Source organism: Rhodoferax sp. OV413 (assembly GCF_900104385.1).
In the GTDB taxonomy this organism is placed as follows: Bacteria; Pseudomonadota; Gammaproteobacteria; order Burkholderiales; family Burkholderiaceae_C; genus Rhodoferax_B.
Map to the genome: position 1 here is coordinate 19,243 of NZ_FNJA01000013.1, position 19,506 is coordinate 38,748.

At 62.7% G+C, this 19,506-nt stretch carries 15 protein-coding genes; 5 read left to right on the top strand and 10 right to left on the bottom strand.

What is annotated here, in order from left to right; all coding sequences use genetic code 11:
* Together prmA and BLT66_RS25655 are read left to right on the top strand one after the other, a co-directional pair.
* Entirely contained in the window at positions 1 to 885 is an 885-nt protein-coding gene (prmA, locus tag BLT66_RS25650; RefSeq protein ID WP_092762688.1) for a 50S ribosomal protein L11 methyltransferase, read from the top strand.
* Between the two features lie 39 nt (positions 886 to 924).
* On the top strand, positions 925 to 1,959 hold the full coding sequence (locus tag BLT66_RS25655; protein ID WP_092762690.1) for a DUF3426 domain-containing protein: 1,035 nt from the start codon (positions 925 to 927) through the stop codon (positions 1,957 to 1,959).
* Between the two features lie 59 nt (positions 1,960 to 2,018).
* On the opposite strand, the gene BLT66_RS25660 is transcribed toward BLT66_RS25655, so the two are convergent.
* The 8 genes from BLT66_RS25660 to BLT66_RS25695 all read right to left on the bottom strand — a co-directional run bounded on the left by BLT66_RS25660 (position 2,019) and on the right by BLT66_RS25695 (position 12,310).
* Positions 2,019 to 2,624, bottom strand: a complete 606-nt coding sequence (locus tag BLT66_RS25660; RefSeq protein WP_092762692.1) for a histone — start codon at positions 2,622 to 2,624, stop codon at positions 2,019 to 2,021.
* A 176-nt stretch (positions 2,625 to 2,800) separates the two neighbouring features.
* A complete protein-coding gene (locus BLT66_RS25665) occupies positions 2,801 to 4,003 on the bottom strand; it encodes a ribonucleotide-diphosphate reductase subunit beta (protein WP_092762694.1) in 1,203 nt (400 codons plus the stop codon).
* Positions 4,004 to 4,146: 143 nt separating this feature from the next.
* Complete coding sequence (locus BLT66_RS25670; protein ID WP_092762696.1) at positions 4,147 to 7,086, bottom strand: ribonucleoside-diphosphate reductase subunit alpha; 2,940 nt, start codon at positions 7,084 to 7,086, stop codon at positions 4,147 to 4,149.
* A 398-nt stretch (positions 7,087 to 7,484) separates the two neighbouring features.
* A complete protein-coding gene (ampD, locus tag BLT66_RS25675) occupies positions 7,485 to 8,102 on the bottom strand; it encodes a 1,6-anhydro-N-acetylmuramyl-L-alanine amidase AmpD (RefSeq protein ID WP_255407091.1) in 618 nt (205 codons plus the stop codon).
* Positions 8,092 to 9,570 carry a sigma-54-dependent transcriptional regulator gene (locus BLT66_RS25680; RefSeq protein WP_092762700.1) on the bottom strand — a complete coding sequence of 493 codons (1,479 nt, stop codon included), beginning with the start codon at positions 9,568 to 9,570 and terminating at the stop codon, positions 8,092 to 8,094. Before BLT66_RS25680 ends, ampD begins: the two co-directional genes overlap by 11 nt.
* A gap of 3 nt (positions 9,571 to 9,573) precedes the next feature.
* Positions 9,574 to 11,298, bottom strand: coding sequence for a sensor histidine kinase (locus BLT66_RS25685; protein WP_255407092.1), 1,725 nt, complete (start codon positions 11,296 to 11,298; stop codon positions 9,574 to 9,576).
* Positions 11,295 to 11,513, bottom strand: a complete 219-nt coding sequence (locus BLT66_RS25690) for a PP0621 family protein (protein WP_092762702.1) — start codon at positions 11,511 to 11,513, stop codon at positions 11,295 to 11,297. The genes BLT66_RS25685 and BLT66_RS25690 overlap by 4 nt, the downstream gene beginning before the upstream one ends.
* Positions 11,510 to 12,310 carry a cytochrome C assembly family protein gene (locus BLT66_RS25695; RefSeq protein ID WP_092762705.1) on the bottom strand — a complete coding sequence of 267 codons (801 nt, stop codon included), beginning with the start codon at positions 12,308 to 12,310 and terminating at the stop codon, positions 11,510 to 11,512. Before BLT66_RS25695 ends, BLT66_RS25690 begins: the two co-directional genes overlap by 4 nt.
* A 195-nt stretch (positions 12,311 to 12,505) precedes the next feature.
* Between BLT66_RS25695 and ffh the strand changes: the two genes are divergently transcribed.
* The 3 genes from ffh (at position 12,506) to BLT66_RS25710 (ending at position 16,032) form a co-directional block, all read left to right on the top strand.
* Positions 12,506 to 13,870, top strand: a complete 1,365-nt coding sequence (ffh, locus tag BLT66_RS25700; protein ID WP_092762707.1) for a signal recognition particle protein — start codon at positions 12,506 to 12,508, stop codon at positions 13,868 to 13,870.
* Positions 13,871 to 14,040: 170 nt separating this feature from the next.
* The gene (locus BLT66_RS25705; RefSeq protein WP_092762709.1) at positions 14,041 to 15,582 is read left to right on the top strand and encodes a methyl-accepting chemotaxis protein; all 1,542 of its coding nucleotides are present in this window, start codon (positions 14,041 to 14,043) and stop codon (positions 15,580 to 15,582) included.
* A 102-nt stretch (positions 15,583 to 15,684) separates the two neighbouring features.
* Positions 15,685 to 16,032: a hypothetical protein gene (locus BLT66_RS25710; RefSeq protein ID WP_092762711.1), complete on the top strand. Its 348-nt coding sequence runs from the start codon at positions 15,685 to 15,687 to the stop codon at positions 16,030 to 16,032.
* On the opposite strand, the gene BLT66_RS25715 is transcribed toward BLT66_RS25710, so the two are convergent.
* Both BLT66_RS25715 and BLT66_RS25720 read right to left on the bottom strand, forming a co-directional pair.
* Positions 16,029 to 17,657 (bottom strand): peptide chain release factor 3, encoded by a 1,629-nt coding sequence (locus BLT66_RS25715; protein WP_092762713.1) that lies wholly within the window; start codon positions 17,655 to 17,657, stop codon positions 16,029 to 16,031. The genes BLT66_RS25710 and BLT66_RS25715 overlap by 4 nt on opposite strands.
* A gap of 116 nt (positions 17,658 to 17,773) precedes the next feature.
* Positions 17,774 to 19,432, bottom strand: coding sequence for a hypothetical protein (locus tag BLT66_RS25720; RefSeq protein WP_176955170.1), 1,659 nt, complete (start codon positions 19,430 to 19,432; stop codon positions 17,774 to 17,776).
* Positions 19,433 to 19,506: the final 74 nt, after the last annotated feature.

Consider the following 19,506-nt stretch of genomic DNA (forward strand, 5'->3'; position numbering starts at 1 on the left):
ATGTTTGAAATCAGCCTGATGTGCCCGCAAGACAGGGTAGAGACGCTCAGCGATGCGCTGGATGCCTTGGATGCCTTGAGTGTCAGCGTAGAAGACGCAGACGCGCAGACCGATGCCGAGCAAGCCTTGTTCGGCGAGCCTGGCATGCCGCCGCCGCAAGACGGCTGGCAGCGTTCGCGCATCCAGGCGCTGTTTGCTTCCGAAGACTTGGCCCAGGACGCTCTGTCGGTGCTCAAGCTGCAGGATTTTTTTGCCGGTTGTGATGTACTGGGGCTTTCCGTGGTGCCAGAGCAAGACTGGGTGCGGCTCACCCAGTCGCAGTTTGCGCCGGTGGAGATTACCTCTGATTTCTGGATCGTTCCCACCTGGCACGAGCCTCCTGCGCAAGCGACCAAAGTCATCCGGCTAGATCCGGGCCTGGCTTTTGGCACGGGCACACACCCCACAACCCGTATGTGCTTGCGCTGGATTGCTCGGCAGGACGCCAGCAGCTTCACGCGCGTGCTCGACTACGGCTGTGGCTCGGGTATCTTGGCGATTGGGGCGGCCAAATATGGTGCGACGGATATCGACGCGGTGGATATCGACGAAGCGGCTGTGCAATCCACTTTGCTCAATGCCGAGGCCAACCAGGTGCAGCTCAAAGCGGGCTTGCCAGACCAGGCGGTGGGCGGTTACCAGACGGTGCTGGCCAATATCCTAGCCACTCCCCTGAAGGTGTTGGCGCCATTGCTGTGCGCGCATGTTGCGCCCGGCGGCAGCTTGGTCTTGGCAGGTATCCTGGAGCGCCAAGTGGAGGAGCTGAAATCCGCCTATGCGCCCTGGGCGGTGCTGGACGTAGCCGACCGTGAAGATGGCTGGGTCCTCATGACAGCCCAGATATAGGGCGTTTGCCGTGTCAGGCTTGAACCAGCACGATAGCCCATGGCATTGATAACCCGTTGCCCGGTGTGTGGGACGCTGTTCAAGGTTGTCCCTGATCAGCTGCGCATTTCGGAAGGCTGGGTTCGCTGTGGACACTGTGCCGAGATTTTCGATGCATCGGGTGACTTGCAGCAAAGCGACGCGGAACACCACAGTGTCTATGCTGCAGATGCTGTGCCGGAGTCTGCAGAGCCAGACGTTCCAGCGCACATACCTGAGCCCGCGCCTGAGCCCCTGGCAGATTCGCAGGAGCTAGCGCCAGAGCCGGAGCTTACGGTTCATACAGAGATACCTGTGTCCTCAGAGCCTGAGTTGGCTGTGTGGAACGCTGCGCCATTTCCGCCACCAGAAGCCATTCCAGAAACTGAAATCCCCGCCGATTCGGAGCCGCAGATGCTGGCGGCGGAAGACATTGCTGGCGTAGATGAGGGTGCCTCTACCGAGGAAGATACTCTGAGTCCAGTCGTTGCTGTGGAGCCGGAGCCACCTCAGGCGGATGCTGAGGCAGGCGCCTACTCTTTTGTTCGTGATGCGGTTCCGAGCGAGGTAGCGTCCCGACCTGCGCTGTATTGGCTGGGAGTCTGTTCCGCCTGTGTATTGCTGGTGCTGCTCGGTTTGCAGGTGGTGGTCAATCAGCGTAACCGGTTGGCGGCGAACTGGCCTGAGAGCCGGCCCGGATTGTTGGCTTTATGCCAGCCCCTGGGCTGCACCATCGATCCACTACAGGAAATTGAATCCATTGTGATTGATAGCTCTACCTTGAGCAGCTTGCAAAATGGTGAGGCTTATCGCTTGAGCTTGGTGCTGAAGAACCAAGCCCGGGTGGACCTCGCCATGCCGGCCATCGAATTTGTGTTGACCGATAGCGATGAGCAAGCAGTATCCAAGCGTGTGCTGTCGCCGGTTGAATTGGGGGCTGCATCCAGGGTTTTGTTTGCGGGCCGGGAGTGGGCGACGTCGGTGGATTTACGTGTTACCGATAAGGCTGGTAAGGCCCGTGTCGTGGGCTATCGCTTGCTGGCGTTTTACCCTTAGCTATAAAAAAGGCCTGGCATCTTGCGATGCCAGGCCTGATGCGGACCGCAGTCGTCCGGTCAGGGCTTGCTGGCCGTCGGAAATGGCCACGCTGCCTGAGGGTTCAGCGTGGTTTGTGCCGATGCAGCGGCTGGAGCCGATGCAGGCTTTGCTGCAGGCGCCTTGGTTGCCTTTTTTGCAGCGGCCTTGGGAGCAGCTGCTTTCTTGGCAGGGGCGGCCTTCACGGCAACTGCAGCCTTCTTGGCAGGAGCTGCCTTTTTGGCTGGTGCTGCAGCTTTGGTAGCAGCCTTTTTCGCGGGAGCGGCAGCCTTCTTGGCGGGTGCAGCTTTCACGGGTGCGGCTTTGGCAGCAGCTTTTTTCGCTGGAGCGGCGGCCTTCTTGGCGGGTGCTGCCTTTTTGGCTGGTGCCGCTTTGACAGCTGCTTTCTTGGCTGGAGCGGCTTTCACTGCGACGGCTTTCTTGGCCGGAGCAGCTTTTTTCGCTGGAGCAGCCTTTGCCGCGGCTTTGACGGGCGCGGCCTTTTTGGCGGGAGCTGCTTTGACGGGGGCAGCCTTCTTTGCGGCAGGTTTAGCCGGAGCTACTTTCTTTGCTGCGACAGCCTTTACGGGAGCCGCTTTCTTTGCTGGAACGGCCTTTTTTGCGGCCGGTTTTTTTGCAGTTGCCATTATTTTCTCCTTGATCTGTTTACAAAGAGCACTTTATACCGATTGTTAGGCATAGAGCGATGCATGGTGTTGGGCGAATGCCCAGCACCATGGACTCGGAAGCGCAAACGCGGCCATGCACTGTAGTAGTACAGGCTGGGGTTTGCGCGGTAGTGGATGGCATGGATCTGACGGGTTTAATCCCAAGAAAGCGCGCCGCCCGATTGGTACTCAATCACGCGGGTTTCGAAGAAATTGCGCTCTTTCTTCAGGTCGATCATTTCGCTCATCCACGGGAACGGATTTTCTTCGTGTGGGAAGCAGGCTTCCAGGCCGATCTGGGTGGCCCGGCGGTTGGCGATATAGCGCAGGTAGCCCTTGAACATGGAAGCGTTCATGCCCAGCACGCCACGCGGCATGGTGTCTTCGGCGTACTGGTACTCCAGTTCTACCGCGCGCATGAACAGGTCTTTGATTTCGGTCTTGAACTCGGCCGTCCACAGGTGTGGGTTTTCCAGCTTGAGCTGGTTGATCAGATCGATGCCGAAGTTGCAGTGCATGGACTCGTCGCGCAGGATGTACTGGTACTGCTCGGCGGCACCAGTCATCTTGTTCTGACGGCCTAGCGCCAGAATCTGCGTGAAGCCGACGTAGAAGAACAGGCCTTCCATCAGGCAGGCAAAAACGATCAGCGACTTGAGCAGCGTTTGGTCGTTCTCGGGCGTGCCGGTGTGGAAGTTGGGGTCCATGATCGCTTCGATGAAGGGGATCAGGAACTGGTCTTTGTTGCGGATCGATGCGACTTCGTTGTAGGCGTTGAAGATCTCGCTCTCATCCAGGCCCAGCGACTCCACGATGTACTGGTAGGCATGGGTGTGGATGGCTTCTTCAAATGCCTGGCGCAGCAGGAACTGGCGGCACTCAGGGGCCGTGATGTGGCGATAGGTGCCCAGCACGATGTTGTTGGCGGCCAGCGAGTCGGCCGTGACAAAGAAGCCGAGGTTGCGCTTGACGATGCGACGCTCGTCTTCGGTCAGTCCGTTCGGGTCCTTCCAGAGCGCGATGTCGCGGGTCATGTTGACCTCTTGCGGCATCCAGTGGTTAGCGCACGAAGCCAGGTATTTTTCCCAGGCCCATTTGTATTTGAACGGCACCAGCTGGTTGACGTCGGTCTGGCCGTTGATGATGCGCTTGTCTGCAGCGTTGACGCGGCGTGCGGCCGTGGCTTGCACGGCAACGTGGGCAGCGGCTACAGCGATGGCTGGTTGGGCTGCAACAGGTGCGGTGGTCGATGGGGCTGCTGCAGAAAAAGCAGTGTGTTGCTCCTCCCGGTTGATGGGTAAACCGAGGGTGGCTGCAGATGGCGGTGAGGGCTTGACTTCTTCGTCCCAGGTCAACATAGATTTTCCAATGCTAGGATTATGAGAGCGGCGCAGCGAAATGAAAAGTGCTCATTTTCAACACCGCAAATTTGTAGGGTTTGTGTTGCTCATGTGCATCGCGAAAAACCGGTTTTCGCGATGCACATCGGTCGGTCTGCGCTTTATTGGCAGGCTTCGCAACCAGGGTCGTCAATCGCGCAGAATTTGATGTCGGTCGCAGGGCTTGCGCTCAGTGCGTCGGCATTCATTTGCTGGCGTGCAGCCATCGCAGCGGTGTCGATGGCGCTCATTTGCTGGCTCGGTGCCTGGCCCGATGACACAGCATTCATACGGCCTGCCGCCACGGTGGATTTCTCCACGTGGGTGGCGCTGCGGGTACGCAGGTAGTAGGTGGTTTTCAGACCACGCGTCCACGCAAGCTTGTAGGTGTCGTCGAGCTTCTTGCCCGAGGCGCCTGCCATGTAGATATTCAGCGACTGGGCCTGGTCGATCCACTTCTGGCGGCGCGACGCGGCTTCTACCAGCCAGGTGGTTTCGACTTCGAACGCGGTGCGGTACAGCGCCTTGATCTCGTTCGGCACGCGGTCGATGGATTGCAGCGAACCGTCGAAGTGCTTCAGGTCCATCAGCATCACGTTGTCCCACAGGCCCAGGCGCTTCAAGTCATGCACCAGATAGCTGTTGATGACCGTGAACTCGCCCGACAAATTGGATTTGACCGACAGGTTGCCGAAGCAGGGTTCGATCGACGCATCCACCCCAATGATGTTGGAGATGGTGGCCGTGGGCGCGATGGCAACGCAGTTGGAGTTGCGCATGCCATCTAACTGGATCTTCTGGCGCAACGAGCCCCAGTCCAGGGTGGCCGAGCGGTCCACATCGACATAGCCGCCGCGGGCTTTGGCCAGCATGTCCAGGGTGTCCAGCGGCAGGATGCCCTGGTCCCACAGCGAGCCCTTGTAGCTGGAATACTGGCCCCGTTCCTTGGCCAGCTCGCTGGACGCCCAGTAGGCGTAGTAGCAGATGGCTTCCATCGAGGTGTCGGCAAATGCCACGGCGGCTTCGCTGGCGTAGGGAATGCGCAGCGCGTACAGGCTGTCCTGGAAGCCCATCAGGCCCAGGCCGACCGGGCGGTGCAGCAGGTTGGAGTCACGCGCTTTGTTGACGGCGTAGTAGTTGATGTCGATCACGTTGTCCAGCATGCGCATGGCCGTGGTGATGGTCTTCTTTAGCTTGTCATGGTTCAGCGTCTTGCTGCCATCGGCACCGGTCACAATGTGTTGCAGCAGGTTGACGGAGCCCAGGTTGCAGACTGCGGTTTCGGTGTCACTGGTGTTCAGGGTGATTTCGGTGCACAGATTGCTAGAGTGCACCACGCCTGCGTGTTGTTGCGGGCTGCGCACATTGCAGGCGTCCTTGAAGGTGATCCAGGGATGGCCGGTTTCGAACAGCATGGTCAGCATCTTGCGCCACAGGTCGCTGGCAGGCAGGGTGCGGGATGGGGTAATTTCACCGCGCTGGGCTTTGGCTTCGTAGGCCACATAGGCGGTTTCGAAGTCGGCGCCAAACTTGTCGTGCAAGTCGGGGGTGTTGTTGGGCGAGAACAGGGTCCAGCTACCGCCTTCCATGACACGGCGCATGAACAGGTCCGGCACCCAGTTGGCGGTGTTCATGTCGTGGGTACGGCGGCGGTCGTCGCCGGTGTTCTTGCGCAACTCCAGGAACTCTTCGATGTCCAGATGCCAGGTTTCCAGGTAGGTGCAGACCGCGCCCTTGCGCTTGCCGCCCTGGTTGACTGCCACAGCGGTGTCGTTGACGACTTTCAGGAACGGCACCACGCCTTGGGATTCGCCATTCGTGCCCTTGATATGGCTGCCCAGGGCGCGCACACGGGTCCAGTCATTGCCCAGGCCGCCGGCAAACTTGGACAGCAAGGCGTTTTCCTTGATGGATTCGTAGATGCCGTCCAGATCGTCGGGCACCGTGGTCAGGTAGCAGCTGGAGAGTTGGGGCCGTAGCGTGCCGCTGTTGAACAGCGTGGGCGTGCTGGACATGAAGTCGAACGAGGACATGACTTCATAGAACTCGATGGCGCGGGCTTCGCGGTCGGTCTCGTTCAGCGCCAGGCCCATGGCGACGCGCATGAAGAAAGCCTGTGGAAGCTCGATGCGGGTCTTGCGGATGTGCAGGAAGTAGCGGTCGTACAGGGTCTGCAGGCCCAGGTAGTCAAACTGCAGATCGCGCTGGGGCTTGAGGGCAGCGCCCAGTTTTTTCAGGTCGTAGCCCAACAGCTTGGCGTCCAGCAGTTCGGCGTCCACACCCTTCTGGATGTACTGGGGGAAGTAATCGGCGTAGCGCTCGGCCAGTTCGGCTTGGGTGACATCCAGGCCTAGGACCTCTTTGGCGATCGTATGCAGCAACAGGCGGGCGGTGGCGTAGGTGTAGTCGGGGTCGGTTTCAATCAGGGTCCGGGCAGCCAGGATGGCGGCTTTGTAGACCTCTTCCATGGGCACACCGTCGTACAGGTTGCGCATGGTCTCGGCCACGATGGGGGCGGCGGTGACTTCGCTGCCCAGACCGGCACAAGCCTGTTCGATCAACTGCTGCAAGCGTGCCGTGTCGAGGGCTACGCGCTGGCCGCCGTCCAGTACATGCAGCACGGGTGCTGCAGGCGCTTGTTCGATGGTTTGCTTGGCGCGTTCCTGGGTGTGGCGTTCGCGGTACAGCACGTAGGCGCGGGCGATTTCGTGGTGGCCGCCACGCATCAGGCCCAGTTCCACATGGTCTTGCACGTCTTCGATATGGAAGGTGCCGCCACCGGGACGCGAACGCACCAGAGCCCGAATAACACCTTGCGTCAGCGTGTCCACCACTTCGCGCACGCTGGCCGAAGCCGCACCCTGCGTTCCATGCACGGCCAGAAAGGCCTTCATCATGGCGATGGCGATCTTGCCCGGCTCGAACGGCACCACCGCGCCGTTGCGGCGGATGATTTGGTAGTGCGCCAGCATCTCGGGGGTGCTGGATTCGCTGCGGTCGGTGCTGCGGGGTGCAGGTTGCAACGGCAGGGTAGCGGACGGGGTGTTCAATGCTGTTTGCATGGTTTCCTTGGTTCTATCGGTGTAAGGACGGTGGACGGTATGGGGGGCTGAAACTGGCGGTGGGCAGAGGCTAAAAATACGTTGCAAGTACTTTGACTACCACGCCGATGCAGTGGAATTGATCTGGCTTGCAGCACAAGTCAGACACTATATATAGGGTCTGAAATCAATTCAAGCCACTACCGGTAGTGTATCTCGACTGAAGTTGTAGCTCTTTGGCCCAGTCTTTGGAGGCGGTTGCTGGTCAACTGGGCGGCAGGCTTTGTTCCATCAGGGCTGGTGCATTTAAACGCAGCAAGCATGCGGCTTTGCAGGGGTTTTGCCTGGCATTGCGGCGTAACGACTGGCTTGGCGCAGATAACTGGGGTTCCGGATGAATCTGCCTACCGTCTGCACTGTTACATTTTTTCTGCGTGGAGGCTACTTTGTACAGATGGGGGGAAACACCGGGTTTTCCAGCCCGTGCCGCGCTGCACCGCCTGCCAGTCCAATCCCGCGCCTGGGTCATGCTTGCGGTTCGGCGCAATGTGCTCATGGCCGGCGACATGGCGGATCGGATAGGCCTGGGCGATGGCGGGCAGCAGGCTGGCCAGGGTTTCGTACTGGGCGGGCTCGAAGCTATCGCCCTCCAGTCCTTCCAGCTCGATGCCGATCGAGTCGTTATTGCAGTTGCTGCGGCCTCGGTAGTGCGAAGCGCCGGCATGCCAGGCGCGGTCGTCTGCGCTGACGAACTGCCATAGCTCGCCATTGCGACGGATATAGAAGTGCGCCGATACCTGCAGGCCGCGAATGCTTTCGAAATAGGGGTGGGCGCTCCAGTCCAGGGTATTGCCGAACAGCGCCATGACCTCCTCTCCGCCATATTGGCCAGGCGGCAGGCTGATGGAATGCAGCACCACCAGGTCGGTGTGCGCGCCCTCCGGGCGTGGGCCAAAATTTGGCGACCGCTGCTGGTGGGCAAACCGGTACCAGCCGCCAGACCACAAAGCGGCAGGGGACGGGGCTTCAGGCGTCATGGGGTTCATTGTCTTGCGGGGTTGCGATGTTCAGCCGTTCGATGCGGTAGCGGATCTGGCGCAGGCTCAGGCCCAGCCGGCTCGCGGTGGCCGTGCGGTTGAAGCCGGTTTCATGCAGCACCTTGACCAGGATTTCGCGCTCCTGCTGGTCCAGGTAGGCTTGCAGATCGGTGGGAATGGCGCCAGCGGGGGGCGGTACTTGTTCCGGGCGGGCTTCGTCCAGCGGCATGGGCGGCACGGGTGGAATTTGTGGCATCAGCGGTGCGGGTTCCTGCGTGGGCTCGAAGTCCACGTGCAAGGCATCGCCATCGCCCATGGCCACAGCCCGGTGCAGCAGGTTCTCCAGCTCCCGCACATTGCCGCTCAGCGGGTGGCAGGCCAGTTGTTCCAACAGTTCGGGCGACAGCCGGGGCAGCGGCATGCCGGACTCGTGGGCAATCCGCGCCAACAGTGCCTCGCACAGGGCCGGCAGGTCGCCACGGCGCTCGCGCAGCGGCGGGATGGCGATCTCGATCACATTCAAGCGGTAGTACAAATCCTGGCGGAAGCGTCCGGCCTTGACGTCGGCCGCCAGGTCCTTGTGGGTGGCGCTGACGATACGCACGTCCACAGCGTCTTCCTGGGTCGAGCCCAGCGGGCGTACGCTGCGCTCCTGGATGGCACGCAGCAGCTTGGATTGCATGGCCAGCGGCAGATCGCCGATTTCATCGAGGAACAAGGTGCCGTCACGGGCCGCCTGGAAGTAGCCGGGTCGGTCTTGCACCGCGCCGGTGTAAGAGCCTTTCTTGGCGCCAAAGAACTCGGCTTCCAGCAGGTTCTCGGGGATCGCGCTGCAGTTCACCGCCACCAGCGGGCCAGCGGCGCGGTGGCTGTTGGCGTGCAGAGCCTGGGCCACCAGTTCCTTGCCGGTGCCGGATTCGCCGCGCACCAGCACCGGGGCCATGCTGCGCGCCACCTTGACGATGCGCTGCTTGACCAACTGCATGGCCTCAGAGTCGCCTACCAATTTTTGTAGCGCCTCCTGCCCGCCAGATATGCGCTGCGAGGGCTTTTCGGCATTAATGGATGCGCGGGGGGCCTTGCCGTTGTCCTGGATGGCGGACGCCACTACTGCACGAAACTGCTTCAGATCCACCGGTTTGGTCAGGTAGTCAAAGGCGCCGGCCTTGAGCGCTTCCACCGCGTTTTCGGCCGAGCCGTAGGCCGTCATGACGATCACCCGCTCGGGCCGTTGCTGGGCTTTCAGCGCCTGCAACAACTCCAGCCCCAGCCCGTCGGGTAGGCGCATATCGGTGATCACCACGTCGAAGCGGCTGTGCTGCAGCAGTTGCCGCGCCTCCTGCAGGTCGCCGGCGGTCTCGATGCGGTAGCCCTCGCGCAGCAATGTCAGCTCATACAGCGTGCGCAGGTCGGGCTCGTCGTCAACGACCAGAACGGTGGCAGCAGGGTTGGAAAGAGGCTGGGCCATGGGTTAAACCAGTTGGATGTCTTCAGGATGCGCGGGGCGCGTCGGTGGTTTGGGGGGCCTGAACTGCACAAAAAACTCGTTGCCTTGCACCGCCAAGCCGTCCCGCATGCGGGACGCACGCTGGTAGCCGATGGTGGCGCGGTGGCGCTCACACAGTTCCCTGCAAATATACAGACCCAGGCCACTGGAGCGGCTCTCCGAGCTGAAAAAAGGCTCAAACAAATGCTGTTCTACCGCCTGCTCCATGGGCGGGCCGTCACTCCAGACCTGCAGACCGGACTGGCGGTTGGCGGCCAGGTGGGTGCTGACCTGGATCGCATCGGCCTGGTTGCTGGCATAGCGCAAGGCGTTGTCCAGCAGGTTCACCAGCACGCGCCGCAGGTGCTCGGGGTCGAAGTCGACCGGCAGTCCGAGTGTGCCCAGAGATACCTGGACCTGCCGGCGGGCTCTGTCGTGCAGCGACCAGTCGCGGCAGATGCTTTCAGTGGCTTCGTCGAGCTGGGTTTGCATGGGTGTGCTGCGCTGGATGGCGTGTTGCGGCACCCGGGCGATCTCTAGCACCTCGTCGACGATCTTGGACAGCCGCAAGGCGTTTTGCCGCACCATGGCGGTCAGCCGCTGCTGGGCCGGATCGCTCAGGTCTTCTTCCAGCAAGGCATTGGCCTGGCTGATGGCGGCCAGGGGATTGCGGATTTCATGCGCCACGGCCGCAGACATGCGGCCCATCGCAGCCATCTTTTCGGTGCGGAGCCGGGCCTCCATTTCGCGCAGATCGTGCAGGAACATCACACACAGGCTTTCGGCCTGCACCTCGTGGGCCACCGTCAGCTTGGTTCGCACCCGCACGCGGCGCGGGCTTTTCCCCGGGTACTGCACGCGGATGTCGGCCTGCTGTGCTGTTTCTTCGCCAAAGGTTTTCTGGGCTAAGGCCAGCAGCGCCCGCCAGCCGGGTTCGCTGCCCAGCTGCAGCGGCGCGCGGTCGGCGCCTCCATCGGTGCCCAGCAGCAGCCGGGCGGCGGGGTTGGCGGCCCGGGTGGCGCCGCTGCCGTCCACGACCAGCACGCCATCGGTCAATGCCTCGATCACCAGCTCGTTGACATGGGTTTGCAGCCGGACATCCATCTGGCTGCGCCGGGCCAGCTGTTCCTCCCGAACCAACCGGGCTGCCAGCTGGTTGACCAGAAAGGCCAGGATGAAGTAACCCATGCCGGTGAAGCCGCTTTGCACCAGCAGAGTGGTTTCGTCGCCCACTTGGTGGGTCGAAATGCGCCAGGTGTCGAGCAGTAGCAGCAGCAACGTCATGCCCGCAGCGGTGCCCAGCGCCATGATGCGCGAGCCCAGTACCGCGGCCAGCAAGACCGGCAGACCCAGCAAAGGGCTGTAGTTGATGCCACCCAACTGCAGCAGTTGCAGGGTGGAGAACACCACCGCATCGATGCCCACTGTGCCGATCCAGAATTTGGCCGAAGGGCGTTCGGTCTGGCTAGGGCGGGTGCTGAGCCGCAGTAATAAGGCGCTGGCAAAGTAGCCCAGGCAAAACAGCAGCAACCAGGGGGAAATAGGCTGGCCTAGTGCCAGCAGGGAGCTGTGCAGCAGCAAGATCGCGAGGGCAATCGTGACCCGGGCGGTCATAAATCCGTACCAGACCCGGGCCAGCGCCATCGGGTCGGCTTCTGGGTCGGTAGGCAGCAGGGGCTGCTCCGTGGAGCGAGCCAGACCCGGTATCACTGCTTGGCCTGCTGCTGGTGTTGTGGGCTGCAGTACACGCCGCGTTCGGTCACCAGAGCTTCGGTCTGGGGCAGATGCAGGCCGCAAACTTCGCAGGTCACCATGCTGGGCAGCACTTTGGGGGGGCGCGGTGGTACCGGTTTGTTCGCTATCCGCCGCGAGCGCCAGAGCCACACGCCAAACAGCAGCACCACCAAGACGAGCAACAGCTTCATGCGATGCGCTCCAGTACCACTTCCAGCACAAAGCGCGAGCCCACATAGCCCAGCAGCAGCAGGCCGGCGCCAGCGTACAGCACCCGCACGGCGGTACGGCCGCGCCAGCCAAACCGGCTGCGCCCGATCAGCAGCACCGCAAATGTCAGCCACGACAGTACCGAGAACACCGTCTTGTGGCTCCACTTCCAGCCACTCACGCCGTACAGCTGCTCGCCGAACAGCCAGCCCGCCAGCAAGGTGGCCGACAGCAGTACAAAGCCCGCGCTGACCAGTCTAAACGTCAGCCGTTCCAGGGTCAGCAGCGGGATACCGCTGGGCGAGTCGGCGGCCAGGCGCATTTGTTGTTCGGCCCGGGTCATCAGCCAGGCATGTACTACTGCCGCGGCAAACAAGCCATACGAGGCAATCCCCAGCGCCCAGTGCAAGGGCAGCCAGGGCGAGGCCATGGCATGCAGCGGGCTCCCCGGGAACAGCAATGCCAGCAGCACCGCGACTGCGCCCAATCCGGCCAAGGTCCAGCGCGCCTTGAGTTGGGGAAATAAGTGGCTTTCCACCGCGTAGACCGTCAACACCAGCCAAGCCGTGACCGACAGCGCCGGCGCAAAGCCAAAGCGTGCGGGCTTGTCAAACAGGCCGATGCAGAGCACCAGGGCATGCAGCAGCCAGGCCAGCCACAAGGCCGACCGACTGGCGCGCATGCTCAAGTGCGCGGCACCCAGCGCGGGCACCGCGTAGGCCAGCGCCGTAGCCGTGAACAGCAGCACGGTGGCAAGAGGCGCAGTCGTTAAAATCATGTCCGCAGTTTAACTATTAGTGGCTCACCCCCAGGCTCTAGTGCTGCGCACTTTTCGCCAACCCCCTTGCAGGGGGCAACACCAGCAGCCTGGCGTAGCCAGTTCTGCGGTGTTTCTGGCGGGTTTATGTTCTGGCCTCTCTGGGGGCTGAATCCGAGTTTCGCCTGGCAATACAACCTTCTTCGGAAACTTCTTATGGCCTCCGCCCTTACCGACAAACTCTCCCGCCTGGTCAAAGAAATCCGTGGTCAGGCCCGTATTACCGAGTCGAACGTGGCCGACATGCTGCGCGAAGTGCGCATGGCCTTGCTGGAAGCCGACGTGGCCTTGCCGGTGGTGCGCGACTTCATCGCACGGGTAAAGGAAAAAGCCCTGGGCCAGGAGGTGATGGGCTCGCTGTCGCCTGGCCAGGCGCTGGTCGGCATCGTCAACCGTGAGCTCAGCCGCACCATGGGTGAGGGCGTCAGCGACATCAATCTGGCGGCCCAGCCGCCCGCGGTGATCTTGATGGCTGGCCTGCAAGGTGCGGGTAAGACCACCACCACCGCCAAGCTGGCCAAGCACCTGATCGAAAAGCGCAAGAAGAAGGTCTTGACCGTGTCGGGTGACGTGTACCGCCCGGCTGCCATTGAGCAGCTGAAGACGGTGACCAAGCAGGCGGGCGCCGAGTGGTTCCCCAGCACGGCCGACCAAAAGCCGGCCGACATCGCCGCCGCCGCGCTCGACTATGCGCGCAAGCACTACTTTGACGTGCTGCTGGTCGACACCGCCGGTCGCCTGGCGATTGACGAAGTGCTGATGAACGAAATCAAGGGCCTGCATGCGCTGTTGAAGCCGGTGGAAACCTTGTTTGTGGTCGATGCCATGCAAGGTCAGGACGCTATCAACACCGCCAAGGCTTTCTCCGATGCCCTGCCGCTGACCGGCATCATTCTGACCAAGACCGATGGCGATTCGCGCGGCGGTGCGGCGCTGTCGGTGCGCCACGTGACCGGCGTGCCGATCAAGTTTGCCGGCACCAGCGAAAAGATCGACGGCCTGGAAGTCTTTGACGCCGAGCGCCATGCAGGCCGTGTGCTGGGCATGGGCGACATCCTCGCGCTGGTCGAGCAAGTCACCTCCGGGGTGGACATGGCAGCTGCGCAAAAGCTGGCAGCCAAGGTCAAAAGCGGCGAAAGCTTCGACCTGAACGACTTCCTGGGCCAGATCCAGCAGATGAAGCAGATGGGCGGCCTGTCCAGCCTGATGGACAAATTGCCCGCCCAAATGGCCGCCAAGGCCGGAACCATGGACATGGACAAGGCCGAGCGCGACATCCGCCGCAAAGAAGGCATCATCTACAGCATGACCCCGCTGGAGCGTCGCAAGCCCGAGCTCATCAAAGCCACCCGCAAGCGCCGTATTGCCGCCGGCGCCGGCGTGCAGGTGCAAGAGGTCAACCGCATGCTCAACGAGTTCGGCCAGATGCAGGACATGATGAAGAAGATGAAGGGCGGCGGCATGATGAAGATGCTCAAGCGCATGGGCGGCATGAAGGGCATGCCGAAGATGCCCTTCTAAAGCATCGGACGCTTGCGCCACCGCGATACCTAAATGGCAATCGCTGGCGGTTAAAAAACCTATCCGGCTTTACCCTGGTGTGCCAGCCATAGGCGCGGTTTGCGGCGGAAATGCCCCATTGGTTCGGTTACCCTGCACATTTGCTTACAAGTGGCTGCAGGTAATCGCGCATGAAAAACTTCAAGATATCCACCCGTCTGCTGGTACTGGTGGGCGTGCTGTCGGCTTTGCTGGTGGCGATTGGCGCGCTGGGCCTGTTTGGCATCGCCAAGTCGAATGCCGCCATGGCATCGATGTACCAGGACCGCATGCAGGCCCAGGCCTCGGTGGCCGACTTCCAGTTTTTGACCACCCGCAACCGGCAGCTCATCTCCAACGCGCTGCTGTCCCCCGCGCCAGAAAAAGTCGCCAAGGCCATCGCCGAGGCCGAGGCGAATATCCTGAAGAGCAACAAAGTCTGGGAATCCCTGGTGGCCGTTGAGATGAGCCCGGACGGCGAGAAGCTGGTGCAGGTGATCGCCGGCAAACACCAGCGCATCATGAAAGACGGGCTGAGCCCCGCGCTCGCCGCCTTGAAGGACTCTGACGTGGCCACTGCCCGGGTGCTGGTGGTGCGCAAATTCGACGATCTGTTCGACCCCATCGCCGAGGACATCAGTGCCTTGCTGGCCTTGACCAAGCAAGAGGCGGCCCTGGCTTACGAGGACTCTGCGGCCCGCTACCAGACCATCCGCAATATCTTCGTCGCCTCGATTGCCGGCGGCGTGCTGTTTGCCGTGCTGTTCGGCCTGGCGCTGATGCGCGGCATTACCCAGCCGCTGCTGCAGGCCGGCGAGGTGGCCAACGCTGTGGCCCGCGGCGACTTGAGCCAGAGCATCGATACCACCGGCACGGACGAAGTCGCCACGGTGATGCAGGCTCTGGCCGCGATGCAGATCAGCCTGTCCCAAGTGGTGGCCACCGTGCGCCAGGGCTCTGAAAATGTGGCCACCGCCAGCGCCGAAATCGCCCAGGGCAACCACGACCTCAGCGCCCGCACCGAACACCAGGCCAGCGCGCTGGAGGAAACGGCGGCGTCCACCGAGGAACTGAATAGCACCGTACGGCAAAACGCCGATAGCGCCACGCAGGCCAACCAGTTGGCCCTCAGCGCCAGCAGGGTCGCCGCCGAGGGCGGGGCCGTGGTGGCCGACGTGGTGGAAACCATGAAGGGCATCAACGACAGCTCGCAGAAGATCGCCGACATCATCGGCGTGATCGACGGCATCGCTTTCCAGACCAATATCCTGGCACTCAACGCCGCGGTCGAAGCCGCCCGCGCCGGCGAACAGGGCCGCGGCTTCGCCGTGGTGGCCAGCGAAGTGCGCAGCCTGGCCGGCCGCTCGGCCGACGCGGCCAAGGAAATCAAGCAGCTGATCTCCACCAGCGTCGAGCGGGTCGCGCGCGGCACCGCCCAGGTGGACAAAGCTGGCGCCACCATGACCGAGGTGGTCAACGCCATCCGCCGCGTCACCGGCATCGTGGGCGAGATCACCGCCGCCAGCAGCGAGCAAAGCTCGGGCGTAGCCCAGATCGGCGAAGCCGTGACCCAGATCGACCAGGCCACCCAGCAGAATGCCGCCCTGGTCGAGCAAATGGCAGCCGCCGCCAGCAGCATGCGCGCCCAGGCGCAGGACCTGGTGGACGCAGTGGCGGTCTTCAAGCTCGCCTAGCGCTGCGCGCAAACTTCAAGCCTTTTAGGCTTGTAGTGCACATGCGGTAAGCGGAGGCAGCTCTTGAATCCATAGCGATTGCCGCCTGGGCCACAATCGCGTATGCCCCATTCCCCAGCGTCCGAATGGCAGGTGCTGCACATCCATCCTGCTGCACCGGCCAAACCTGTGGTCGGCGCGCCCTGCAATGGCTGCGGCGTGTGCTGCCTGTCGGCACCATGCCCACTGGGCATACTGTTGTCGCGCCGCCGCACGGGGGCCTGCGCGGCTCTGCGCTGGGATGGTGAGCACAGCCGCTATTTGTGTGGCGCCATCAGCCAGCCCGCCGATGTTCTTGCCCCGCGCTGGCGCTGGGCGGCGCCGCTGCTAAGTCGTTGGGCGCGGCGCTGGATCGCGGCGGGTGTGGGCTGTGATTCGAGCTTGCAGGTCGAACCGCCGCCCCCGGTTTAGCCCGCGCTCTGCAGCGCCAACCCCGCATGCTCGCGCAGCGGGTGGAAATGGATCTTCGGAAAGCGCTCTTGCGCCAGCCGCACGTCGTAGGGCGAGGTGCAGAGGTAGGCCAGGGTTTCTGCCGCGTCGTTGGCCATGCGCATCGGATACGCGTCGGTAAACGCGCGTAGCTCGGCCGGGGTGTCGGCGGTGATCCAGCGCGCGCCGGTGTACTGGCAGCCTTCCAGGCGGACATCGGCGTCGTACTCGGCTTTCAGGCGGTGCTGTACCACTTCAAACTGCAGCTGGCCCACGGCGCCCAGCAGCATTGGGCCGCCGACGTTGGGGCGGAACACCTGGATCGCGCCTTCTTCGCCCAGCTGGGCCAGGCCCTGCTGCAGCTGCTTGGTGCGCAGTGGGTTCTTCAAGATCACCGTCATGAACAGCTCGGGCGCGAAGAAAGGCAGGCCGGTAAACTGAAGGCTGGCGCCGTCGGTGATGGTGTCGCCGAGCTGCACGCCGCCGTGGGTGGTAAAGCCGATGATGTCGCCCGCATAGGCCTCGTCCACGGCTTCGCGGCGCTGGCTCAGGAAGGTCACCACGCTGGTCGGGCGCAGCTCTTTGGCAGTGCGTTGCACCTTGAGCTTCATGCCCGGCGTGTACTTGCCGGAGGCCATGCGCACAAAGGCGATGCGGTCGCGGTGCGCGGGGTCCATATTCGCCTGCACCTTGAAGACTACGCCGGCGAAGGCTTTGTCTTCGGGCTGAATTTCCTTGACCACCGGCTGGCGGTTCACCAGAGTGGTGCTAGTACGTGGCTGCGGCGCGGGTGCCAGGTCGACCAGAGCGTCCAGCACTTCCATCACCCCGAAGTTGTTTACGCCGGAGCCGAAGAACACCGGCGTCTGCTTGCCGGCCAGAAAGGCCTGCAGGTCCCAGGCGGGCGAGGCACCGGCAGCCAGTTCCATGCTTTGTTCGGCGGTTTCGAATTCGTGGCCGAAGCGCTTCAGTAGCTCATCGCGGTTGTCCAGGGCGATGGTTTCAAATTCCTGCGGCAGGCGTTCCTTGCCGGAGTCGAACACCGTCATGGTTTGCGTGCGCAGGTTCATGATGCCGCCGAAGGTCTTGCCTTGGCCGACCGGCCAGGTCATGGGTACGCAAGGCATGCCGAGTTCGCGTTCGATCTCGTCCAGGATGTCCAGCGGCTCGCGCACTTCGCGGTCCATCTTGTTGACGAAGGTGATGATGGGCGTGTCGCGTTGGCGGCAGACCTCGATCAGGCGGCGTGTTTGCGCTTCCACGCCGTTGGCCGCGTCAATCACCATCAGTGCCGAGTCCACTGCGGTCAGCACGCGGTAGGTGTCTTCCGAGAAGTCCTTGTGGCCCGGGGTGTCCAGCAGGTTGATCACGTGGTCGCGGTACAGCATCTGCATCACCGACGAGGCCACCGAGATACCGCGCTGCTTTTCGATTTCCATCCAGTCGCTGGTGGCGTGGCGGGTCGCCTTGCGGGCCTTCACCGATCCTGCGATCTGGATCGCGCCCGAGAACAGCAACAGCTTTTCGGTCAGCGTGGTTTTACCCGCATCCGGGTGGGAAATGATCGCAAACGTGCGGCGGCGGCGGGTTTCGGAGGCGTAGGACAAGGTGGTTTCCAAGGCAAGAGCGGGGCACTGCCGGGTGGGCAGGCAACCCGCAATTTTAACCAGCGACCCCCGCCGTGCAGCGTCGCGCCCTTGCCAGGGAGTTTTGCAGAGCGTCCCTAGACCTTGGCGCCCGCCTTGATCAGCGCAGCCCGTACCTCTTGTTGATCGCCGGAGGTTGCCAGGATCAGCGCGCTGATGCTCCTTTGTCCGGGGTCGACCGCATTGGGGCTCGCGCCCGCCTTGAGCAGCGGGCCCACGGCAGCACTGTTGTAGTGCTTGATGGCGTCGATCAAGGCTGCGTCGAGTTCCTTGCGCCCTGAGAAGGCGTTGGAGTCGAGCCGAAACTGGACCTGTCCTTCGCAATGGGCGCGCACCGCTTCGCCCAAGGAGCCCACCCGGTCGCATGGGTCCATCACGTTATCGCCTGCGGGGCCGGCCGCGCGCAGCGCCAGTTGCAAGCCCATGTAGTTGCCGTTCGACGCATACGTCGTGTCATCCGAGAGCAGAAAGGTGGAGTGCCCATCGGCGTTCGCCGTTTGCACCACCAACTGCAAGCGTACATCCTGGTCGCCTGCCAGGCTCTGCGGCAGCGTGAGTTGAAAGATGCCATCGCTGCGCAGGGCCACGGGGTCTTTTGCCAGATCGACCACCCAGGGCAGGGGCTCGCTTTGCGCCAAGGTGGCGGTGGTGCCGTCGCTGGCGGCCTGGCTCAGCACCAGACGAATGCTTTCCACCCGGCAGTTGACAGCCGGTTTACAGGCACTCGCTGGCGCGAGCGCCAGCTGCTGAATGCGCATGCGCAACTCCCCGCGGTTCACTTGTGCCTGGCCTTGCAGGTGGGCGCGCAAGTGCCCATCGTCGAGTAACCAGTTGCTTAGCAGCACTCCAAACTCCGGTGTGCGCACGCGCGTGCTCAGGCGCCAGGAGGCATCGGTTTCGTCCACGCCCCGCGCGCGTTCCACCCCCGCTACCGATGCGTCATCGACCGCCACGCTGTCCTCCGACATGGTCATGACCGGCCAGTCCTCGGGCTGCGCATCTGAGGACCACATGGGCATTAGCCAACTCCACGCGACCCAGCCCACCACACCGAGCGACATTGCGAACGCGCCGCGCCGGACCCAGCGAAGGCCACTTCGGACGCGTGCTGGAGACGGCAATCGAGACCCGGTGTCTGGTGCGGGCAGGCTCGACGGCTGCGGCGGCGCGTCAGTCGCCGGCTGAGATGCATCCCAGGCGTCGTGCCCGCTGTCTAAACCCGTTGCGCCGGACGTTGCGGGGCGGGTCGCAATTTCAAATGGCCATACGTCGTTCTCGCCCTGGAGCACCAGGGAAACGTACCAGAAGTCGTTCTGCGTACTTGGCAGATCGGTAGGGAGCGTGAATTCCGCCGTGACCGACTGCACCATGAGCTCGCCGGCCACCAGCATGGGGACGGGGCTAGCGACAAACTTGCGCTCCCAGACGCTCCCAAAGCCACTCAGATCTTCGTCCGGCGAGTCAATGGTCGCCAGCAGCGTCCATGCCTGCGCCTTCAGAGGCCGGGTCAGGTTGAACGTCGCCCTTGTGGGGACGCCGTGGGGCACCGGGTCCTGCGAGAGATGCAGCGTGACGCCAGTGCCCCGCAGACGACCGAACCAGAGCAGCAGGGCGCCGGCCGCAATCCCCATACCCGCGAGCACCGCCAAGCCCTTGAACCATTCAGCGGTTCCGGGGTGGGGCATAACCAGCCCCCAGGCCAGCGCGTTCCAGACGATGGCGATCACTGTCAACATCGGTGCGCTAGTGCCGGGCGAGGTTTTGCGGTGGGACATCGTGTTTTTCATATGGGGCATTTTTACAGCACCCG

Bases quoted from the DNA above. Each gene is read 5' to 3' on its own strand.
- prmA (WP_092762688.1), top strand. From the start codon at position 1: ATGTTTGAAATCAGCCTGATGTGCCCGCAAGACAGGGTAGAGACGCTC.
- BLT66_RS25655 (WP_092762690.1), top strand. From the start codon at position 925: ATGGCATTGATAACCCGTTGCCCGGTGTGTGGGACGCTGTTCAAGGTT.
- BLT66_RS25660 (WP_092762692.1), bottom strand. From the start codon at position 2,624: ATGGCAACTGCAAAAAAACCGGCCGCAAAAAAGGCCGTTCCAGCAAAG.
- BLT66_RS25665 (WP_092762694.1), bottom strand. From the start codon at position 4,003: ATGTTGACCTGGGACGAAGAAGTCAAGCCCTCACCGCCATCTGCAGCC.
- BLT66_RS25670 (WP_092762696.1), bottom strand. From the start codon at position 7,086: ATGCAAACAGCATTGAACACCCCGTCCGCTACCCTGCCGTTGCAACCT.
- ampD (WP_255407091.1), bottom strand. From the start codon at position 8,102: ATGACGCCTGAAGCCCCGTCCCCTGCCGCTTTGTGGTCTGGCGGCTGG.
- BLT66_RS25680 (WP_092762700.1), bottom strand. From the start codon at position 9,570: ATGGCCCAGCCTCTTTCCAACCCTGCTGCCACCGTTCTGGTCGTTGAC.
- BLT66_RS25690 (WP_092762702.1), bottom strand. From the start codon at position 11,513: ATGAAGCTGTTGCTCGTCTTGGTGGTGCTGCTGTTTGGCGTGTGGCTC.
- BLT66_RS25695 (WP_092762705.1), bottom strand. From the start codon at position 12,310: ATGATTTTAACGACTGCGCCTCTTGCCACCGTGCTGCTGTTCACGGCT.
- ffh (WP_092762707.1), top strand. From the start codon at position 12,506: ATGGCCTCCGCCCTTACCGACAAACTCTCCCGCCTGGTCAAAGAAATC.
- BLT66_RS25705 (WP_092762709.1), top strand. From the start codon at position 14,041: ATGAAAAACTTCAAGATATCCACCCGTCTGCTGGTACTGGTGGGCGTG.
- BLT66_RS25710 (WP_092762711.1), top strand. From the start codon at position 15,685: ATGCCCCATTCCCCAGCGTCCGAATGGCAGGTGCTGCACATCCATCCT.
- BLT66_RS25720 (WP_176955170.1), bottom strand. From the start codon at position 19,432: ATGTTGACAGTGATCGCCATCGTCTGGAACGCGCTGGCCTGGGGGCTG.